The organism is Vogesella sp. (genome assembly GCF_046297735.1).
GTDB classification, from domain to species: domain Bacteria; phylum Pseudomonadota; class Gammaproteobacteria; order Burkholderiales; family Chromobacteriaceae; genus Vogesella; species Vogesella urethralis.
Window position 1 is genome coordinate 180097 of the sequence record NZ_JBKBHK010000006.1, and the last position, 18296, is coordinate 198392.

Consider the following 18296-nt stretch of genomic DNA (forward strand, 5'->3'; position numbering starts at 1 on the left):
CACCCGATTTTACCATCGGCAGCAAGACCGTGCGGCCAACCTTGTTGACCGATACAGCACGGCAAGCCGCAATCGGCTACCATGCCCGTTTGATTACACTTTCATTTGCGCAAGCGACATGGCCGATAGCGACCAGGAAGACAAGACAGAAGCCCCCTCGGGGCGGCGGATCGAGCAGGCCCGCGAAGAAGGTAATGTTCCCCGGTCGCGGGAACTGAGTACCTTTGCCGTCACCGTCACTGGCCTTGGCATGCTGATGGCCACCGGCGAAAGCCTCTACCAGTACTTGCGCAAAGTGATGTACGACTGGTTGAGTTTTGATGCCGCCCGCGCCAAAAGCGGGGACATCATCATGGAGCAGTTCCGCAGCAGCCTGGTGGACGGGCTGCAAGCGATGGCCCCTTTGCTAGGCGGGCTATTTCTGGTGGCGGCGCTAACGCCGCTACTGATTGGCGGCTGGAACTTCACCACCAAAGCCTTTATGCCCAACTTTGGCAAGCTCAACCCGTTCAGCGGCATTGCGCGGCTCTTTTCGATACAAGCGGCCAGTGAGGGGCTAAAAGGCATTCTCAAGAGCGTACTGATTGGTGGCGTAGCAACCTGGGTAATCTGGAACGAGCGCGGCGACTTGATCGGACTGGTGAGCATGCCACTGGACCGGGCGCAGATCCACCTGATCGGGTTGATGGAACACACTTTCCTTATCGTCGTTGGCGCCATGCTGTTTCTGGTATTGCTGGACGTGCCGTTCCAGCTATGGCAATACACCAAGAACCTGCGCATGACCAAAGAGGAAGTGAAGCAAGAATACAAAGAACAGGAAGGCTCGCCAGAGGTAAAAGGTCGTATCCGCCAGCTGCAGCGCGAGGCAGCACGCCGGCGCATGATGCAGGAAATACCCAACGCCAATGTCATCATCACTAACCCGACGCACTACGCGGTAGCACTCAGCTACGACGAAGGGATGAATGCACCCAAGGTGGTGGCCAAGGGCTCGCTGAAGCTGGCAGAAAAGATCATCGAGAAGGGTCGCGAACACCAGGTGATGGTACTGCGGGCACCACCATTTGCACGGGCACTGTACTTCAATGTAGAACTGGGCGAAGAGGTACCCAACAAACTGTATACAGCAGCAGCACAGGTACTGGCTTATGTACACCAGCTAAAGCAATACGAAAAACAAGGCGGCCTGTCACCGGTGTTTCCTGAGAAACTGGACGTCCCGGACGAGCTTGACCCTGAAAGCAAACACACTCAACATACTGCGCCCACCGGAAATCGCTAAATAAGGCATGGACAAGCTGCTGGATTTGCTGAAAAAAATCGACCTGAACACCCTGGCTGGTCCGGTGCTGATCATCCTGGTGCTGGCGATGATGGTACTGCCGCTGCCACCGCTGCTGCTGGACATCTTCTTTACCTTCAACATCGCGATTTCCATCATTGTGCTGATGGTGGGCATCAATACGCGCGAACCGCTGGAGTTTTCGTCATTTCCGTCGGTACTGCTGATTACCACCCTGCTGCGGCTATCGCTGAACGTGGCGTCCAGTCGCGTCATCCTGATGGACGGCCATAACGGCACAGGTGCTGCAGGTGCGGTGATCGAATCGTTTGCCCACTTCCTGATCGGTGACAACATCACCATCGGTATCGTGGTGTTCATCATTCTCACCATCATCAACTTCGTGGTCATCACCAAGGGCGCCGGCCGTATCGCCGAGGTATCCGCCCGCTTCGCGCTGGACGCCATGCCCGGCAAGCAGATGGCCATCGACGCCGACCTCAACGCCGGCCTGATCGGCGAAGACGAAGCCCGCATCCGCCGCGCCAAGATTGCAGAAGAGGCCAACTTCTTCGGCTCGATGGACGGTGCCTCCAAGTTCGTGCGCGGCGACGCCATGGCCGGCATCCTGATCATCGTGATCAACATCGTGGGCGGCCTCATCATCGGCATCCTGCAGCACGACATGGCCGTAGCCGACGCCGCCGAAACCTACACCCTGCTGACGATCGGTGACGGCCTGGTAGCGCAAATCCCGGCACTGATCATTTCCACCGCCGCCGGTATGGTGGTGGCGCGCGTGGGCACCGACAAAGGCCTTTCCGAACAGCTAAGCGGCCAACTGTTTGCCAACCCTACCATCCTGTACCTCACTGCTGCCGTCATCGGCATGCTGGGGCTGATCCCCAATATGCCGCACGCGGCCTTCCTGATGATTGCCGGCACGCTGGCCGGCGTGGGCTGGTGGCTGGACAAAAACCAGACCAAGAAAGCCCAAGCACCAGCCCAGGCGGACACCCCGCCGCCAGCCATTATGGAACAGCCGCTGGCGGAAGTGAGCTGGAAAGATGTCCAGCCGGTAGACCCGCTGGGGCTGGAAGTAGGCTATCGCCTGATCCCGCTGGTAGACCGTGATCAGGACGGCGAGCTGCTGCGCCGTATCCGTGGCATCCGCAAGAAAATGGCACAAGAGCTAGGCTTCCTGGTGCCGCCGGTGCACATCCGCGACAACCTGGAAATCCGCCCCAACGCCTACCGCATCCTGCTCAAAGGCGTGGAAATCGGCACTGGCGAGGCGTACCTGGGGCAGTTCCTGGCCATCAACCCCGGTCAGGTTAGCGGCGAGCTGCAAGGCATGCCCACCACCGACCCGGCCTTCGGCCTGCCGGCAGTGTGGATCGAAGCCAGCCGCCGCGAAGAAGCGCAGAACATGGGCTACACCGTGGTAGACGCCAGCACCGTGGTAGCCACCCATATCTCCAACCTGCTGCAGGCGCACGCCGCCGAGCTGCTGGGTCGCGAGGAGGTTCAGGCCCTGATCGACCACGTGGCCAAGGAAGCGCCCAAACTCATCGAGGACTTGGTACCCAAAGTGGTGTCGGTGGGCATTCTGCAGAAAGTGCTGCAACAGTTGCTGACCGACGGCATCAACCTGCGCGACATCCGTACCATCATCGAAACCCTGGCCGACCACGTGGCGATGACGCAGGATGTCGACGAGCTGACCAGCGCGGTGCGTACCGCCCTGTCGCGCGCCATCGTGCAGCAGCTGTTCCCTGGCGAGCAAGAGCTGCCGCTGATGACGCTGGAACCGTCACTGGAGGGCATCCTGCTACAGGCCGTCAACAGCAAGGCCGGCGGCGGGCTGGAACCCGGTCTTGCAGAGAACCTGCTGGCCAATGCCGCACAGCAAACAGAAAATGTTGAAAATCAGGGTTACAATCCAGTCTTGCTGACACCGCCGGGTTTGCGACCACTACTGGCACGCTTTCTGCGCAGGGCACTGCCACAACTGCGCGTGATTTCGCATAATGAGATTCCAGACAGCAAATCCATTCGTATAATTGCGGTGATTGGGGGGAGCAAAGGCTAATAGATGGTCGTCAGAAAGTTCTACGGCAAAACCACACGCGATGCACTGCGCCAGGTTCGGGAAGAGCTTGGCGCTGACGCGTTGATCCTGTCCAACCGTCCCACGTTGGGCGGCGGGGTAGAGATCATGGCCGTAGCCGATGCCGACGTGTCGGCACTGGCCACCACGCTGACGCCGCCCTCGCAACCCAAACCGCCACGCAATGTGCCGCAACAGCCGGCACAGGTTAGCCCTGCGCCGCAGCAGCAAAGCGCACCGGCCATGAACCGTGCACTGGCGCGCACCTACGCCATGCCGGTGGAACCGCTGGAAGAGCCGCCAGCCCCGCCGCCGCCTCCCCCGCCGCCGCCAGAACCGCCACGCAACCAACCGCAACCGTTTCTGGAGCATGTGCAGGCCAGTAGCCGCCGCACGGCCGCCCAGCCAACCGCAGCGGCCAACCCGCGACGTGCCAACCCCGCGGCCGAGCAGGACCGCGAGCAGATGGCGCAAGAGCTGAAGCAGATCAGCGACGAGATCAAGCAGCTGCGCAGCCTGCTGCAAAGCCAGTTGGCCGGCTTTGCCTGGTCGGACATGGAGCAGCGTGCCCCCAATCGCACCGAACTGTTTCGCCACCTGCTGACTGCCGGCTTCAGCTCGGCGCTGATCCGGCAGCTGACGCAAAAGCTGCCGCCGCAATACGACGGCGACGTCGCGCAAAAGTGGGCGCGCTCGGCGCTGATCCACAACCTGAAGTGCATGGACCCGCTGCACGACCCGATCGAAGCCGGCGGCATCTACGCGCTGGTCGGTCCTACCGGCGTCGGCAAGACCACTACCGTCGCCAAGTTGGCCGCACGCGCCACCATGCGCTACGGCGCACAGAGCGTGGCGCTGATTACCACCGATACCTATCGTATCGGCGCGCAGGACCAGCTGCGCATCTACGGCAAGATTCTGGGCGTGCCGGTGTTTTCGGTACAGAACGAAGGCGACCTGCAATTGACGCTGGCCGACCTGACGCCGCGCAAGGTGGTACTGATCGACACCGTCGGCATGGGGCAACGCGACGCGCGGGTACAAAGCCAACTCGAGATGTTCAACCAGGCAGGCCGCCCGGTGCAGCGCCTGCTGCTGCTGGCGGCCAACGCCGACGGCCATACGCTGGAAGACGTGGTACGCCACTACAAGGGCGACGGCCTGACCGGCGCCATCGTGTCCAAGATCGACGAGGCGCTGGCGCTGGGCCCCAGCTTGGACGTGGTCATCCGCAACCGGCTGCGCCTGTTCTACGTGACCAACGGCCAGCGCGTGCCGGAAGACATTCACGCCGCCCACGCCGAGCTACTGATCGACCGCGCCCTGCGCGCCGCGCAGCAGAACTCGCCGTTCAACCCCGCCGGCGACGAAATGGCCATCCTCAACGCCGCGCAATCGGGCTGGCTGGGCTGACACCATGAGCGATCAAGCGTCCAGCCTGCGCCTGCAACGCGCCAAGGCCGACTACCCACCCAGCTTCGCCTTCATCGGCGGCGAGGGCAGTGGTGTCAGCACGCTGGTGGGCGAACTGGCCGCCAGTCTGGCACTGGCCGGCGAGCGCCCGCTGCTGATCGAACACCAGCCCGGCCACCAGCAAGCACGGCGCCTGGGGTTGCCGGCCACCGGCACCTTTGCCAGCCTGGCCATCAGCCTGGGTGGCATCAACGAGCTGATGGTGGCGAACCGTTACGGCCTCAACCTGGTCAATCTGGCAGCCAGCAGCGACGACCGCACGCGGCTGTCGCCCCGCCTATGGCGGCGCTTGGCCAACGAGTTTGCCTCGGTAGAAGCCGACAGCAGCGTGCTGCTGATCGACTGCCCGGCCATCGCCGAAGACCCGGCGCCGGCCTGCATTGCCGATAATCTGGTGCTGGTGCTGAGCCCGGACGCCGACAGCCTGACCCAGGGCTACGCCAGCCTGAAAAGGTTGGCCGCCGAGTACGCACGGCGCCGATTCAATATACTGGTAAATCGGGCACAGGATTTTGGCGAAGCCCAGGCGGTGTTCAACCGTCTGAACAGCGTGGCTGGCGACTACCTGTCGGTAGCATTGCGCTGGGTAGGCTTCGTGCCGCTGGACAATACTGTACGCAAGAGCCAGACGCTGCGCCGCCCCACGGTAGAAGCGTTTGCCGACTGCGAGGCTGCGCTGGCCTATCGCCAGCTTGCCGAGATGCTGCCGCGCTGGCATGCGCCCGACCAGAGTGCACCGCGCAACAGCTATCTGGAGCACCTCTTGATGACCACCAAATCGCTTGCAGACTTGACAGGGCCTTGACATGGCAGTGCATCACAAAATGCGGGCATACGCCCAGGCGGCAGATACCCGCCCGGCGATCGACATCGAACAGTACACGCCACTGGTAAAAAAACTGGCCAGCATGCTGGTGGCACGGCTGCCGGCCAGCGTCGATATCAACGACCTGATCCAGGTCGGGGTGATCGGCCTGATGGAGGCCGCCAAACAGTTCGACCCGGCGCAGGGCGTGCAATTCGAAACCTTTGCCAGCCAGCGCATCCGTGGCGCCATGCTGGACGAGCTGCGCCGCGAAGACTGGATGCCGCGCCAGACGCGCCGTAACAGCCGCCAGATCGAAGACGCCATCCACAAGCTGGAACAGCAACTGGGCCGTTCGCCGATCGAAAGCGAAATTGCCGACTTCATGCAGCTGCCGCTGGACGAGTATCAGGCCATGCTGGGCGAGTGCCGCGGCGTGGGGCTGGTGCACTTTGAAGACTTCCAGGACGACGACGGTAACCCCACCCACGGTATCGACAATATTGCCGACGATAACGGCATCGAACCGCTGGCCGTACTCAGCGACGACGGTTTCCGCAGCGCTTTGGTAGAAGCCATCAAGCTACTGCCGGAGCGCGACCAGCTGGTGATGGCGCTGTACTACGAACAGGAGCTCAACCTGAAGGAAATCGGCGCCGTGCTCGGCGTATCCGAATCGCGCGTCTGTCAGCTGCACAGCCAAGCCATCGCCCGCTTGCGCACCCGCCTGCGCGAATGGACCTGAAGAACCTAGAGAAAACCGACTTTGGACAAAATCAGTATTGTAGCCGTGCTGGGTGGCCTGACTGCCATCCTGGCCGGCCAGGCGCTGGAAGGCGGCCACCTGGGCTCGCTGTTGCAGCTCACTGCCTTTCTTATCGTTATCGGTGGCACGGCCAGCGCGGTCATGCTGCAAAGCACCCCACGCCAGTTCATCACCGGCTTGAAAATGGCGGCATGGGTATTCAAGCCACCTGTTTTCGAGTACGACAAGCAGATCCGCGAGATCGTCACCTGGAGCCAGACCTCGCGCCGTGGCGGCCTGCTGGCGCTGGAAGGCTTCGTCAACAGCCAGAAAGATCCGTTTACCAAGAAAGCATTGCAAATGCTGGTAGACGGCGGCGAGCCGCAAAGCATTCGCGAAGTACTGGAAACCGAACTGGATAGCTACGAACACGGCCGCAAGCAGGCCGCCAAAGTCTGGGAGTCAGCCGGTGGCTACTCGCCTACCATGGGTATTCTGGGGGCCGTTCTGGGCCTGATCCACGTGATGGAAAACCTGTCCGACCCGTCCAAGCTGGGTAGTGGCATTGCTATCGCCTTCGTGGCGACCGTTTATGGCGTGGGTGCGGCCAACCTGCTGTTCCTGCCGATGGCTACCAAGCTGAAACACCTGATCCGACTGGAAAGTACTGCCAAGGAGCTGGTGATGGAAGGCGTAGTGGCCATCGCCAACGGCGAAAACCCGCGCCTGATCGAGGCCCGCCTGCGCGGTTTTGCCAGCATCAACAGTTAATGACACGCCGTTAAAAGCACAAGGCCACGCCTAGGGCTAATGCCATTCAGTTCAGCGAATGTGCTTGGTTTTCACATGGCAGGACGTGAGTGAAGCGCCCAATCCCGTTGGCGCGAGCCGGTCAAAATGGTGCGCCCCAGGTTTTAAGACGCCGATTTGTTTGAGCTCCGAGCCGTTAGCGAGGAGCGAGTTCGGCGGCGCCTGGGGCGTGCCATTTTGAACGGGGTTTCGAGCAGCCCCGGGTTGCGGGGGAATGAAAAGGGGGCGGCAATCCGCCCCCTTTCCCGTCTGCCGGGCGGAACCGGCATCTAATCATCGTCCGCATCGCGGACACACTAGCCTACTTCAACGCAACAAACCCCTAAATAAAAAACGCCAGTCAGCTCTAACTGACTGGCATTAACCCGCAGGGTGGCCTTGTGCTTTATGCGGCAGAGCCGCCGGCCGGCGCCAGCTGGCGCAGCTCGGCGTTATCCATCGGCTTCTTGATGAACGACGCCAGCAGCTTGTAGGTATCCACATCGAAGCGCGGCGTGCCCTGCGGCGCCTGCGCCTCGTCGCGGCGGCTACCCAGGTAGCACCAGCGGTCGAACAGGTGCTCTTCCCACTCGCCGCTCACCGGGTCGGTCTCACGTACTGCCACCGGCCCTGGGTAAGGCCAGCTTTTCACCTTGATCTTGCCCAGCGCATGCAGCAGGCGCAGGTTGTGATGGTCGGCGTCTTCCTTGCCGATACAAGCGCCCTTGCAGCGGCCGATCTGGTAGGCAAAGCAGGCGCCCTTGCGTGCGCCGCGCTTTTCCAGCTGCAAACAGGTCTGGCACAGGCCGTTTGCCTCGCACAGCTCGGTTAGCGCCTTTTTGGCCTCTTTCTGGGTACGGAACAGGCCGTAAATGGCGTCCAGGCGGGCAAAGTCCATATCACGGGCGTAGACGATGCGCGGCAGCAGAAAGCCGTCACCATCGCGCGCCAGCTGCAGCGTGCACAGCTCCTGTTCCAGCCGGCCGCGCTGGTTGTGCAGCGGCTTCTTGTCCTTGATCAGCTGCAACTCCAGCAGCAAGGCGCCGAACTCGCCCACGGTCTCTACCCATTCGACGTGGCGGATTTCCTGGCTGATGCGCATTTCCTTGTGCTGGCGGTGGTCGCCGCTAAAGTGCGACAACACGCGGCTGCGCAGGTTGACGCTCTTGCCTACGTACAGCGGCAGCCGTTTCTCGTCAAAGAACAGGTAGACGCCAGGCACGTCGGGCAGGTTGTCCACCACTTCCGGGTCCAGCCCCGGCGGCACCGACGGCAAGGCCATCAGTTCGCGGGCGGCGTCTTCCACCGTCTGCTGGCCCAGCGTCTGCAACGTTTGCTGCAAGAACTGGTACACCGCTTCGGCGTCGGCCAGCGCGCGGTGGCGCTCGGCCAACACAATGCCGTGACGGGCGATGATGCTGTCGAGGTTGTGCTTGTAGTGCTGCGGGTACAGCCGGCGCGACAGCTTGACGGTACATAGCACGTCGCTGCGGAAGCTCAGGCCGACGCGTTTGAATTCGTTCTTCAGGAAGCCGTAGTCGAAACGCACGTTGTGCGCGATGAACAGGCGGCCCTGCAGTTTTTCCAGCAGCTCGGTGGCGATGACGGCAAACGGCGGCGCGTCGGCCACCATCGCATTGCTGATGCCGGTCATCTGTTCGATGAAGGCGGGGATGGTCTGCCCCGGGTTGACCAGGAAGTCGATGCGCTCGACGCGCTCGCCGTCCACCAGGATCAGGCCGACTTCGGTAATCCGGTCGCGGGTGATATGGCCACCGGTGGTTTCCAGATCCACTATGGCCAGGGCTTGCTCAAACAGCATTGAAAATACTCGGAAAATTCGACGTGAAGGCTGCCCGCAGGCAGGAGGCGCAGCCTATCACAGTGACAGCCGGGGTCAAGCCGGCTGCAGCGCCCGCCACACCCGCCACGCCACCCAGGCATCGTTGGCCGCGTACAGCTGCTGCGCGTCGGACAGCTCGCGCAGCGACCAATTGGAGGTGGACTGCTTTTTTGACTTGCGGAAATACTGGCCGAACAGCTGCGCCACCGCCTGTACGGCGCCAATGGTCAGCCGCTTGTCCTCGCACTGAAACAGATTGCCCAGGTCCAGCAGGTTGAGGTCGGTCACGCCGAAGCGGTTTTTCAGGTGGGCACGGTCGGAGCTGAGGTCGAAACCGGCCAGCGTCAGGCCCGGGCGTGACAGCAACTGGGCCAGCGGCGCCGGCATCGGCCCCTCGCCCAGCGGGAACAGCCAGGCGTGGTCGGCGCTGGCCAGCTGCACCAGGTGCGGCCCGGTGGGCTGCTGGCCCTTGTGAAAGGTTGGCCGCGACTCGGTGTCAAAGCCCAGCACCGCGTGGCCCTGCAGGGCGTCAATGGCGGCCGCCAGCGCGGCGTCGTCGCGTACCAGCGTGATCTGCGCCAGGCCCAGCGCGGCAAACGGCGGCAGCGCCTTGATTTCTTCTTTCGGGAGGTGGCGGGTAATCTTCATGGCGATAACGGCAAACAGGCAAAGCGTCTTTTTGCCACAGAATCGGCAAAAAGACACGCAAAGAAAAGCGAACGGCAGACCGGCTAGCCGTCGGAGGCCGCCGGCAGGCAAGAAAAAGCCGCCCCGAAGGGCGGCTAGCAGCGTGCGGCCAACCTTCAGCCTCAGGCCGACAGTTCCAGCATCAGCTTGTTGATGCGCTTCACGAACGCGGCCGGGTCTTCCAGCTTGCCGCCTTCGGCCAGCAGCGCCTGGTCGTACAGCACATTGGCCAGGTCTTCGCGACGGCTGTCGTCATACTCGGCGGCTAGGCGTTTCACCAGCACGTGCTCGGGGTTGATTTCCAGCGTCGGCTTGGCGCCTTCCGGTACCGGCTGGCCGGCGGCTTTCAGCATGCGCTCCAGGTGGGCACTCATGTCGTGCTCGCCCACCACCAGGCAAGCCGGGCTGTCGGTCAGGCGGGCGGTAGCACGGACGTCCTTCACGCGTTCGCCCAGCGCCTTCTGTACCAGCTCGACCACCGGCTTGGCGGCTTCTTCCACCTGCTTTTGCGCTTCCTTGTCGGCTTCGTCTTCCAGCGCGCCCAGGTCCAGCGCGCCTTTGGCCACCGATTGCAACTTCTTGCCGTCAAATTCGGTCAGTGAGCCGGTCACCCACTCGTCGACGCGGTCAGTCAGCAGCAGCACTTCCACACCCTTCTTCTTGAACACTTCCAGGTGCGGGCTGTTACGCGCGGCAGACAGCGTATCGGCAGTGATGAAGTAGATCTTGTCCTGGCCTTCTTTCATGCGGCCAACATAGTCCGCCAGCGACACGGTGGGTACGTCGCCGTCGCTCGCGGTGGACACGAAGCGCAGCAGCTTGGCGATGCGCTCCTTGTTGCCGAAGTCTTCGCCGACGCCTTCTTTCAGCACCTGGCCGAATTCTTTCCAGAAGTCGGCGTATTTTTCCGGCTGGTTATTGGCCAGGTCTTCCAGCAGGCCCAGCACTTTCTTCACGCAGCCGGCGCGGATGGCGTCGATGTCCTTCGATTCCTGCAGGATTTCGCGCGACACGTTCAGCGGCAGGTCGTTGCTGTCGATCACGCCACGCACGAAGCGCAGGTACTGCGGCATCAGCTTGTTGCTGTCTTCCATGATGAACACGCGGCGCACGTACAGTTTCACACCCTGCTTGCGGTCGCGGTCCCACATGTCGAACGGGGCGCGCGACGGGATGTACAGCAGCTCGGTGTACTCCTGGCGGCCTTCGACGCGTGCGTGGCTCCAGGCCAGCGGGTCGGTGAAGTCGTGGGCAACGTGCTTGTAGAACTCCTTGTACTGCTCTTCGCTGATGTCGTTCTTGCTGCGGGTCCACAGCGCGGAGGCTTCGTTGACGGTTTCAAAGTCGTCGCTGACGATGACTTCGCCGTTTTCGCCGTAGCTATTGCCCTTTTTCATCTCGATGGGGATGGAGATGTGGTCGGAGTAGGTACGCACGATGCGCTTCAGCGACCAGTCGTTGAGGAACTCCTCGTTGCCCTCTTTCAGGTGCAGCACGATCTCGGTACCGCGCTCGGCTTTTTCTACCTGCTCCAGCGTGAAGTCGCCCTCACCGGCCGACTCCCAGCGCACGCCTTCGCTGGCAGCAGCGCCGGCACGGCGGGTGGTTAGCGTGACCTTGTCGGCCACGATGAAGGCCGAGTAAAAGCCCACACCGAACTGGCCGATCAGATTGGCATCCTTCTTGGCGTCGCCGGACAGCTGCTCGAAGAAGGCCTTGGTACCGGACTTGGCGATGGTACCGATATTGGCGATCACTTCGTCACGGTTCATGCCGATGCCGTTGTCAGTGATGGTGATGGTCTTGGCATCGCTGTCTACCGCAATGCGGATTTTCAGATCCGGGTCGTTCTCGAACAGGGCCGCATTGTTCAGGCCCTCGAAACGCAGCTTGTCGGCCGCATCGCTGGCGTTGGAAACCAGCTCACGCAGGAAGATCTCCTTGTTGGAGTACAGGGAGTGGATCATCAGCTTCAAAAGCTGTTTGACTTCGGTCTGAAAACCCAGGGTTTCTTTCTGTGCGCTCATAGTGTCTGTCTGAGTAATTAACGACGGTAAGCGCAAGATAGGGTTGGCCGCCCCGATTTCAAGCCCCCAACCCTAACGCTGGCAGGGTTGGTCGCTGCGGCTTTTTGGCGACGTTGGCCGCACCACCATCAGACCAGTGCTGAATTTTGCCCAAAAGCACCAGCGTGCTGTCGTAAGATGAAACAACGAGAGAAAAACGGAATCACCATGCAAAGCATCAAGGCACGCTTGTTGATCTGGATCCTGTTCGCCCTGCTGGTGGTGCTGGGCGCCACTGGCCTTGCCTCCTACCGCAGCACACTGGCACTGGAAGAACAGGACTACCAGGCGCAGAAAGACGGCCTGAAACAACGGCTTGCGTTGTCGCTACCACACGGTGTATGGCAGCTGGACGACGAATTCATTCGCCTCACGCTGGACGCCGAGCTGGAGTCTGCCGCGGTGGTGGGTATGCGGGTCGAAGGCGACGCCGGCCTGTATCTGGGCCGCCAGAACCTGCCGGATGGCCGTGTAGTCAACCTGAAAAAAGGCGAAAGCGTAAAGGCAGACGAGAGCCTGGTGCTACCGGTGCTGTACCAGCAACGCGATAACCTGGGTACCGTCACCATCTATCTGTCGCGCGCCCGAATCAACGACCGGCTGGAAAGCGAGGTGCTGCGCCAAATGTTGCAGGCAGCACTGGTCGCCATCAGCCTGTCGGTCATTCTGGTCATGCTGCTACGAGGCTATGTATTTTCACCGATCAAGGAGTTGCACGCTGCGCTGGTGCGGGCCTCGCGGCTGGAAGCGAACGAAAACATCCTGCTGCCGGAAGCGCGTTTTGCCGAGTTTTCCGAGCTAGTACACGGTGTGAACGCCATTACCCAGAAAATCAGCAAGGAATTGGTACTGCGCCGCGACGCCGAATCCGGTGCGCTGGAGCAGAAAGAACGCGCCGAAAGTGCCTATCAGCAACTGCTGGATACCCAGGACACGCTGATCCGCACCGAAAAAATGGCCTCGCTAGGCGGCTTGGTGGCTGGCGTGGCGCACGAGATCAACACGCCGATTGGCATTACGCTCACCGCAGCTTCGCACCTGTCGCTGGCCACACAGCAGATTGTCAGCCAGTTCAGCAGTGGTCAAATCAAGAAAAGCGAGCTGCAGGACTACCTGCAAAATGCGGCCGAGTCATCAGAGCTGATTCTCAGTAATGCAGAGCGTGCGGCCAACCTGATCCACAGTTTCAAGCAGGTAGCGGTGGACCAGACCAGCGAAGCGCGCCGTACCTTCGATCTGAACGAATACCTGCACGAAGTCATTACCAGCCTGCGGCCCAAACTGCGGCGCTCGCATATCCAGGTGGATATCGACTGCCCAGATGGCTTGGACATGGACAGCTACCCCGGTGCGCTGTCACAGGTAGTCACCAACCTCGTCATGAACGCATTACTACACGCTTATGATGAAGAACAGGAAGGCACGATCGTGCTGAAAGCCGATCCTTTGGCAGCGGGTCGGGTGCGGCTGATTGTGAGCGACGATGGCAAGGGCATCCCCAGTGACAACCTGGAACGCATCTTCGAACCGTTCTTTACTACCAAAAGAGGAAGCGGCGGTAGCGGCCTAGGCTTGCATATCGTGTTCAATATTGTCTTCAAACGCCTGGGCGGCAACATCACAGTCGACAGTACAGTGGGTGTGGGGACTCACTTCATCGTCACCTTGCCCTGTACGGCACCAGAACAACAAGCGTAAGGAACCAGCATGAGCGAACTGAATAACAACGACGACTGGCTGCTAGACGATGTTAGCGAGACAAAAAGCGGTGCGCCTACCCGCAGGCCATGGAACGTGCTGATCATCGATGATGAAAAGGATGTCCACAGCGCCACCCGCCTCGCCATCAAGGACCTGCGCTACAAGGAACGTCCGCTTGCCCTCCACAGTGCCTACAGCGCTGCTGAGGGTTTCGAGCTGCTACGCCAGCACCCCGATATCGCCCTGATCCTGCTGGACGTGGTAATGGAAACCGACGACGCCGGTTTGCGCCTGGTGGAGCGCATCCGCAATGAACTGGGCAATACCGTGTCGCGCATCGTGCTGCGTACCGGCCAGCCTGGCCAGGCGCCGGAGCAGGAGGTCATCCTCAATTACGACATCAATGACTACAAGACCAAAACCGAGCTGACGGTGCAGAAGCTGTTCACCACCGTCATCGCCTCGCTGCGCGCTTACGAAAACCTGATCGCCATCGAGAAAAATCGCCAGGGCCTGTCCAAGATCCTGGAAGGCGCCAGCGACCTGTACCGGCTGCGCTCGCTGAAAGAGTTTGCGTCCGGCGTACTGAAGCAGATCAGCGCCATTCTGGACGTGGGAACGGATGGCGTGCTGTGCATGGAAAACACGCACAATGCCGGCCGCCCACAGCTGGAAGTACTGGCCGCTACCGGTGCGTTTGAGGGCTTGCTGAACAAGAACGATAGCGAAATCGCCCGCAACTTCCCCGACCTGCACGCCGCTATCCAGGAAGCGTTGAGCAACAAGATGAACGTCTACCGCCACCCGCTGGACATTCTGTACATCTCGTCGCAAAACGGCCGCGAATTCGTGGTGCACTTCTCGCCGCCGTGGCCGCTGGAAGACGTGGAGCGCAGCCTGCTGGAGGTATATTGCCAGCGCATCTCTTCCGCCTACGACAACCTGTATCTGTATTCGCAGCTGATCAGCTCGCAGGAGGCCACCGTCGTCGCGCTGGCCGATCTGGCCGAATTCCGCGATACCGATACCGGTGAACATGTACTACGCGTTCAGCTGCTGAGTGATGCCATTGCCGGCGAACTGCAGCGCATGGGCGTGTACGGTCAGGATCTGACACCACGCTTCATGGAAATGATCGGCATGGCCAGTATCCTGCACGATGTCGGCAAAGTGGGCACCCCGGACCACATCCTGTTCAAGCCCGGCCGCCTGGACCCGGAAGAGCGTCTGATCATGGAGCAACACGCCACCATCGGCGCCAACATCCTGCGCAAAGCCAGCACCATGGTGGAAGGCGTCAGCTACCTGTCGATGGGCGCCGAGATCGCCGGCGGCCACCATGAATACTTTGACGGCAGCGGCTACCCGCACAAACTCAAAGGCCAGGATATTCCGCTGTCGGCCCGTATTGTGGCCGTGGTGGACGTGTTCGACGCGCTACTGCACAAGCGCCCGTACAAGGAACCGTGGCCGCTGCAGGAGGTACTGGATTACATCGCCGGGCGCGCCAATACCCAGTTCGATCCCAATGTGGTCACCGCACTGATGCAGCTGGTCAACGAACGCCGCCTGCCGGCGCCACTGCTGGGGCCACTGGAGCGCGACAAGACAGACCACTGAGCCCGCACCGGCCACAAAAAAGCCTGCCAGTGTGGCAGGCTTTTTTATTTAGCAGGCAGGCAGCTGCAAACGAAAAAAGCGGGGTTGCCCCCGCTTTTTGTTTGCCGTTTGACTACGCTCAGGCGCCCAGGGCGGCCAGTACGGTATCGCGAACGGCTTCTACCGCCTGGGTACCGTCGATCTTCACGTACTTCGGCGCTTTGGCGTCGCCGGAAGCGGCCATCTGCGAGTAGAAACCCACCAGCACTTCGGTCTGCTCGTGGTACACGTCCAGGCGCTTCTTCACGGTTTCTGCCTTGTCGTCGTCACGCTGTACCAGCGGCTCGCCAGTTTCGTCGTCCACGCCTTCCGCTTTCGGCGGATTGTACTTGACGTGGTAGGTACGGCCGGAAGCCACGTGCACGCGGCGGCCGGACATGCGATCGATGATGTTTTCGTCCGGCACGTCGATTTCGACCACGTAGTCGATATCCACGCCCGCTTCTTTCATCGCTTCGGCTTGCGGGATGGTGCGCGGGAAACCGTCAAACAGGAAACCGTTGGCGCAATCGGCTTCGGCGATACGCTCTTTCACCAAACCAATGATGATGTCGTCACGGACCAGGCCGCCGGCATCCATGATCTTCTTGGCTTCCACGCCCAGCGGGGTGCCGGCCTTTACCGCAGCACGCAGCATGTCGCCGGTGGAAATCTGCGGAATGCCGAATTTTTCCTTGATGTAGTTTGCCTGGGTACCCTTACCGGCGCCCGGTGCGCCCAACAGAATCAACTTCATCGTTTACTCCCATCATTCACTTGTTGTGTTATCGGAAAGCTTGGCCGCCACGATGGCGCGCACACGGGCCAGGTCTTCCGGTGTGTCCACACCGGCCGGCGGCGCGTCTGGCACGCATTCGACAGCAATATCGAAACCGTGCCACAGCATGCGCAGCTGTTCGAGTGCCTCGAACTGCTCCAGCGGTGCCGGCGCCAGCTGGCTGTAGGTATGCAGCAGGCTGGCACGGTAGGCGTACATGCCGATATGTCGGTACACCGGCAGGCCGGCCGGCAGGGTGTTGCGGTCGGCCGCGAAGGCGTCGCGGGCAAACGGGATGGGGGCGCGGCTGAAGTACAGCGCCCTGCCCTGTTTGTTCACCACCACCTTCACCACGTTCGGGTTGAACATGTCTTCTGCGAGGTGAATGTCGTGCGCCAGCGTCGCCATCGGCAGCGTACCGTCCTGCATCAGCGCCGCCAGGGCGTCGATCAGGGCGGGGTCGATCAGCGGCTCGTCGCCTTGCACATTCACCACCACCGCATCGTCGGGCAGCGCCAGCAGGCTGGCCACCTCGGCCAGGCGGTCGGTACCGCTGGGGTGATCGGCGCGGGTCAGCACCACCTCCACCCCATGCGCCTGACAGGCCGCGACAATGCTTGGATGATCGGTTGCCACGATCACGCGGCTGGCGGCCGACAGCGCCGCGCGCTCGGCCACACGTACCACCATCGGCTTGCCGCCGATGTCGGCCAGCGGCTTTTCCGGCAGGCGGCTGGACGACAGCCGTGCCGGAATCACCACCAGGAAGCCGCTCATTGCACTTCTTCCTCGGGCGGCAGCTCGCGGGCTTCGCCTTCCAGCATCATCGGGATGCCGTCGCGGATGGGGAACGCCAGGCGGTCACCCTTGCAGATCAGTTCCTGGTTGGCCTTGTTCAGTACCAGCGGGCCCTTGCACAGCGGGCAGACCAGGATTTCAAGAAATTTTGCGTCCATTGCTTTCTTTCAGTCGGGACAGTATCCACGCGGCCAGATCGGGTTCCAGCCTGGCCATGACAGGCAGAACCCATAGTCTAGCATGATTGACGCACTGCAACTTCACCGCGTCCTTGGCGGTAACGATGACGGCGTCGGCATCGGCTGGCAAGTCCGATTCTGCTAGCGGATGGTGATCCGGCAGTGCGATGCTGCGTTGCAAAACCACCCCCTGCTGCTGCAGGGTGGCAAAGAATCGATGCGGGTTGCCAATGCCGGCCAGCGCCACCACCTGCTCGGCGGCAAAATCGGCCGCGCAGCGGGTTTCGGCAGGGTTGGCCGCACGGTAGAAGGCCCCCGGCGCCAGCGTCTGGCGAAAGCACGGCACCGAGGCCGGCAGCGCCAACTGCCCGGCAGTGCCACCGTTGACCACGATGGCGTCCACGCTGCGCAAGCGCGCCGGCGGTTCGCGCAAGGGGCCGGCAGGCAACAGGTGGCCGTTACCCAGCCCGCGCTCTCCGTCCAGCACCGCAATTTCCAGCGTACGGCCCAAGGCGTAGTGTTGCAGGCCGTCGTCACTGAGGATCAGCTGCAGGTCCGGATGCTGCGCCAGCAGCAGGCGGGCCGCGGCGATACGATCGCGACCCACCGCTACCGGCGCGCCGGTAGCCGCCAGCAGCAAGGGCTCGTCGCCGACCAGGCTGGCTGGCGTCGCGGCCGACACCAGCGTGGGCTGGCGGTGGCTGCCGCCGTAACCGCGACTGATTACCCCGGCCTTGACGCCGCGCGCAGCAAAATCGCGCAGCAGGCTTTCGGTGAGCGGCGTCTTGCCGACGCCGCCGACATTGATGTTTCCGATGATCACCACCGGCACCGGCAGCGTGGTCACGGTCTTGATGCCGCAGCGGTACAACAGGCGGCGCAGCGCGGCCAACAGCGCAAACAGCCCTTCAGGCAGGGCCAGAAGGGCTGTCATCCACCAGACCGGGCGGTACCAGTGCCGCTCCAGGCGGCTCATGGCGTCACCGTTTGCGTGGCAAAGGTCAGCTGCGACAGGCCGGCCACGCGGGCCGCCTCCATCACCGACACCACGGCCTGATGGGTGGCCTGGGCGTCAGCGCTAATGATCACCACCGGGCTCTGCTTGCCGCTCGACAGCGTTTGCAGCAGTTTGGCCAGCGCCGCGACCGATTTATCGTCCGGGCGCCGGCCGTTGACCAGATAGTCACCGCTGCGGCTCACTTCTACCCGCAGTTCGGCGTTTTTCTTTTCCTCGGCCTTGCCTTCGGCCTGCGGCAGGCTGACCTGCAGCTCCGAAAAGCGCGAGTACGTGGTGGTCACCATCAGGAAGATGAGGATCACCAGCAGCAGGTCGATCAGCGGGATGAAATTGATTTCCGGCTCTTCCCGATGGCCGCGTCGACGAAAGTTCATGGCCGCT

At 61.8% G+C, this 18296-nt stretch carries 16 protein-coding genes; 8 read left to right on the forward strand and 8 right to left on the reverse strand.

Going from position 1 to position 18296, the window contains the following annotated elements; genetic code table 11:
• The first annotated feature begins 118 nt into the window (after positions 1-118).
• Genes flhB through ACK4FZ_RS09900 form a run of 6 tightly spaced genes read left to right on the forward strand, consistent with a single transcriptional unit; the run spans position 119 to position 7189 of the window.
• On the forward strand, positions 119-1285 hold the full coding sequence (gene flhB / locus ACK4FZ_RS09875) for a flagellar biosynthesis protein FlhB (protein ID WP_409820331.1): 1167 nt from the start codon (positions 119-121) through the stop codon (positions 1283-1285).
• 7 nt (positions 1286-1292) lie between these two features.
• The gene (gene flhA, locus ACK4FZ_RS09880; protein WP_409820333.1) at positions 1293-3377 is read left to right on the forward strand and encodes a flagellar biosynthesis protein FlhA; all 2085 of its coding nucleotides are present in this window, start codon (positions 1293-1295) and stop codon (positions 3375-3377) included.
• A 3-nt stretch (positions 3378-3380) separates the two neighbouring features.
• A complete protein-coding gene (gene flhF / locus ACK4FZ_RS09885) occupies positions 3381-4808 on the forward strand; it encodes a flagellar biosynthesis protein FlhF (RefSeq protein ID WP_409820335.1) in 1428 nt (475 codons plus the stop codon).
• Between the two features lie 4 nt (positions 4809-4812).
• Positions 4813-5673, forward strand: a complete 861-nt coding sequence (locus ACK4FZ_RS09890; protein ID WP_409820337.1) for a MinD/ParA family protein — start codon at positions 4813-4815, stop codon at positions 5671-5673.
• A 19-nt stretch (positions 5674-5692) separates the two neighbouring features.
• Complete coding sequence (locus tag ACK4FZ_RS09895; protein ID WP_409820340.1) at positions 5693-6418, forward strand: RNA polymerase sigma factor FliA; 726 nt, start codon at positions 5693-5695, stop codon at positions 6416-6418.
• Between the two features lie 21 nt (positions 6419-6439).
• Positions 6440-7189: a flagellar motor protein gene (locus ACK4FZ_RS09900; protein ID WP_409820342.1), complete on the forward strand. Its 750-nt coding sequence runs from the start codon at positions 6440-6442 to the stop codon at positions 7187-7189.
• Between the two features lie 424 nt (positions 7190-7613).
• On the opposite strand, the gene ACK4FZ_RS09905 is transcribed toward ACK4FZ_RS09900, so the two are convergent.
• The 3 genes from ACK4FZ_RS09905 to htpG all read right to left on the reverse strand — a co-directional run bounded on the left by ACK4FZ_RS09905 (position 7614) and on the right by htpG (position 11764).
• Positions 7614-9029, reverse strand: a complete 1416-nt coding sequence (locus ACK4FZ_RS09905; protein WP_409820344.1) for an exonuclease domain-containing protein — start codon at positions 9027-9029, stop codon at positions 7614-7616.
• Positions 9030-9104: 75 nt separating this feature from the next.
• A complete protein-coding gene (locus tag ACK4FZ_RS09910; RefSeq protein ID WP_409820346.1) occupies positions 9105-9698 on the reverse strand; it encodes a 3'-5' exonuclease in 594 nt (197 codons plus the stop codon).
• Positions 9699-9859: 161 nt separating this feature from the next.
• Positions 9860-11764, reverse strand: coding sequence for a molecular chaperone HtpG (gene htpG / locus ACK4FZ_RS09915; RefSeq protein WP_409820348.1), 1905 nt, complete (start codon positions 11762-11764; stop codon positions 9860-9862).
• A 207-nt stretch (positions 11765-11971) separates the two neighbouring features.
• Here htpG and ACK4FZ_RS09920 point away from each other — a divergent pair, with 207 nt between their 5' ends.
• Both ACK4FZ_RS09920 and ACK4FZ_RS09925 read left to right on the forward strand, forming a co-directional pair.
• On the forward strand, positions 11972-13501 hold the full coding sequence (locus tag ACK4FZ_RS09920; protein ID WP_409820351.1) for a sensor histidine kinase: 1530 nt from the start codon (positions 11972-11974) through the stop codon (positions 13499-13501).
• A gap of 9 nt (positions 13502-13510) precedes the next feature.
• Positions 13511-15124 carry a DUF3369 domain-containing protein gene (locus ACK4FZ_RS09925; protein WP_409820354.1) on the forward strand — a complete coding sequence of 538 codons (1614 nt, stop codon included), beginning with the start codon at positions 13511-13513 and terminating at the stop codon, positions 15122-15124.
• Positions 15125-15242: 118 nt separating this feature from the next.
• Here the strand turns inward: ACK4FZ_RS09925 and adk are convergent, their stop codons facing one another.
• From adk to ACK4FZ_RS09950, 5 genes are read right to left on the reverse strand one after another with little or no spacing between them, the layout of a single operon-like run.
• A complete protein-coding gene (adk, locus tag ACK4FZ_RS09930) occupies positions 15243-15899 on the reverse strand; it encodes an adenylate kinase (RefSeq protein ID WP_409820356.1) in 657 nt (218 codons plus the stop codon).
• A gap of 12 nt (positions 15900-15911) precedes the next feature.
• Complete coding sequence (kdsB, locus tag ACK4FZ_RS09935; protein WP_409820358.1) at positions 15912-16697, reverse strand: 3-deoxy-manno-octulosonate cytidylyltransferase; 786 nt, start codon at positions 16695-16697, stop codon at positions 15912-15914.
• A complete protein-coding gene (locus ACK4FZ_RS09940) occupies positions 16694-16876 on the reverse strand; it encodes a Trm112 family protein (protein WP_144373658.1) in 183 nt (60 codons plus the stop codon). Before ACK4FZ_RS09940 ends, kdsB begins: the two co-directional genes overlap by 4 nt.
• On the reverse strand, positions 16857-17873 hold the full coding sequence (lpxK, locus tag ACK4FZ_RS09945; protein ID WP_409820360.1) for a tetraacyldisaccharide 4'-kinase: 1017 nt from the start codon (positions 17871-17873) through the stop codon (positions 16857-16859). The genes ACK4FZ_RS09940 and lpxK overlap by 20 nt, the downstream gene beginning before the upstream one ends.
• Positions 17870-18289 carry an ExbD/TolR family protein gene (locus ACK4FZ_RS09950; RefSeq protein ID WP_409820362.1) on the reverse strand — a complete coding sequence of 140 codons (420 nt, stop codon included), beginning with the start codon at positions 18287-18289 and terminating at the stop codon, positions 17870-17872. Before ACK4FZ_RS09950 ends, lpxK begins: the two co-directional genes overlap by 4 nt.
• Positions 18290-18296 lie beyond the last annotated feature (7 nt).

Bases quoted from the DNA above. Each gene is read 5' to 3' on its own strand.
- ACK4FZ_RS09890 (WP_409820337.1), top strand. From the start codon at position 4,813: ATGAGCGATCAAGCGTCCAGCCTGCGCCTGCAACGCGCCAAGGCCGAC.
- ACK4FZ_RS09895 (WP_409820340.1), top strand. From the start codon at position 5,693: ATGCGGGCATACGCCCAGGCGGCAGATACCCGCCCGGCGATCGACATC.
- kdsB (WP_409820358.1), bottom strand. From the start codon at position 16,697: ATGAGCGGCTTCCTGGTGGTGATTCCGGCACGGCTGTCGTCCAGCCGC.
- adk (WP_409820356.1), bottom strand. From the start codon at position 15,899: ATGAAGTTGATTCTGTTGGGCGCACCGGGCGCCGGTAAGGGTACCCAG.
- flhF (WP_409820335.1), top strand. From the start codon at position 3,381: ATGGTCGTCAGAAAGTTCTACGGCAAAACCACACGCGATGCACTGCGC.
- htpG (WP_409820348.1), bottom strand. From the start codon at position 11,764: ATGAGCGCACAGAAAGAAACCCTGGGTTTTCAGACCGAAGTCAAACAG.
- lpxK (WP_409820360.1), bottom strand. From the start codon at position 17,873: ATGAGCCGCCTGGAGCGGCACTGGTACCGCCCGGTCTGGTGGATGACA.
- ACK4FZ_RS09910 (WP_409820346.1), bottom strand. From the start codon at position 9,698: ATGAAGATTACCCGCCACCTCCCGAAAGAAGAAATCAAGGCGCTGCCG.
- ACK4FZ_RS09905 (WP_409820344.1), bottom strand. From the start codon at position 9,029: ATGCTGTTTGAGCAAGCCCTGGCCATAGTGGATCTGGAAACCACCGGT.
- ACK4FZ_RS09920 (WP_409820351.1), top strand. From the start codon at position 11,972: ATGCAAAGCATCAAGGCACGCTTGTTGATCTGGATCCTGTTCGCCCTG.
- ACK4FZ_RS09925 (WP_409820354.1), top strand. From the start codon at position 13,511: ATGAGCGAACTGAATAACAACGACGACTGGCTGCTAGACGATGTTAGC.
- ACK4FZ_RS09940 (WP_144373658.1), bottom strand. From the start codon at position 16,876: ATGGACGCAAAATTTCTTGAAATCCTGGTCTGCCCGCTGTGCAAGGGC.
- flhA (WP_409820333.1), top strand. From the start codon at position 1,293: ATGGACAAGCTGCTGGATTTGCTGAAAAAAATCGACCTGAACACCCTG.
- ACK4FZ_RS09950 (WP_409820362.1), bottom strand. From the start codon at position 18,289: ATGAACTTTCGTCGACGCGGCCATCGGGAAGAGCCGGAAATCAATTTC.
- flhB (WP_409820331.1), top strand. From the start codon at position 119: ATGGCCGATAGCGACCAGGAAGACAAGACAGAAGCCCCCTCGGGGCGG.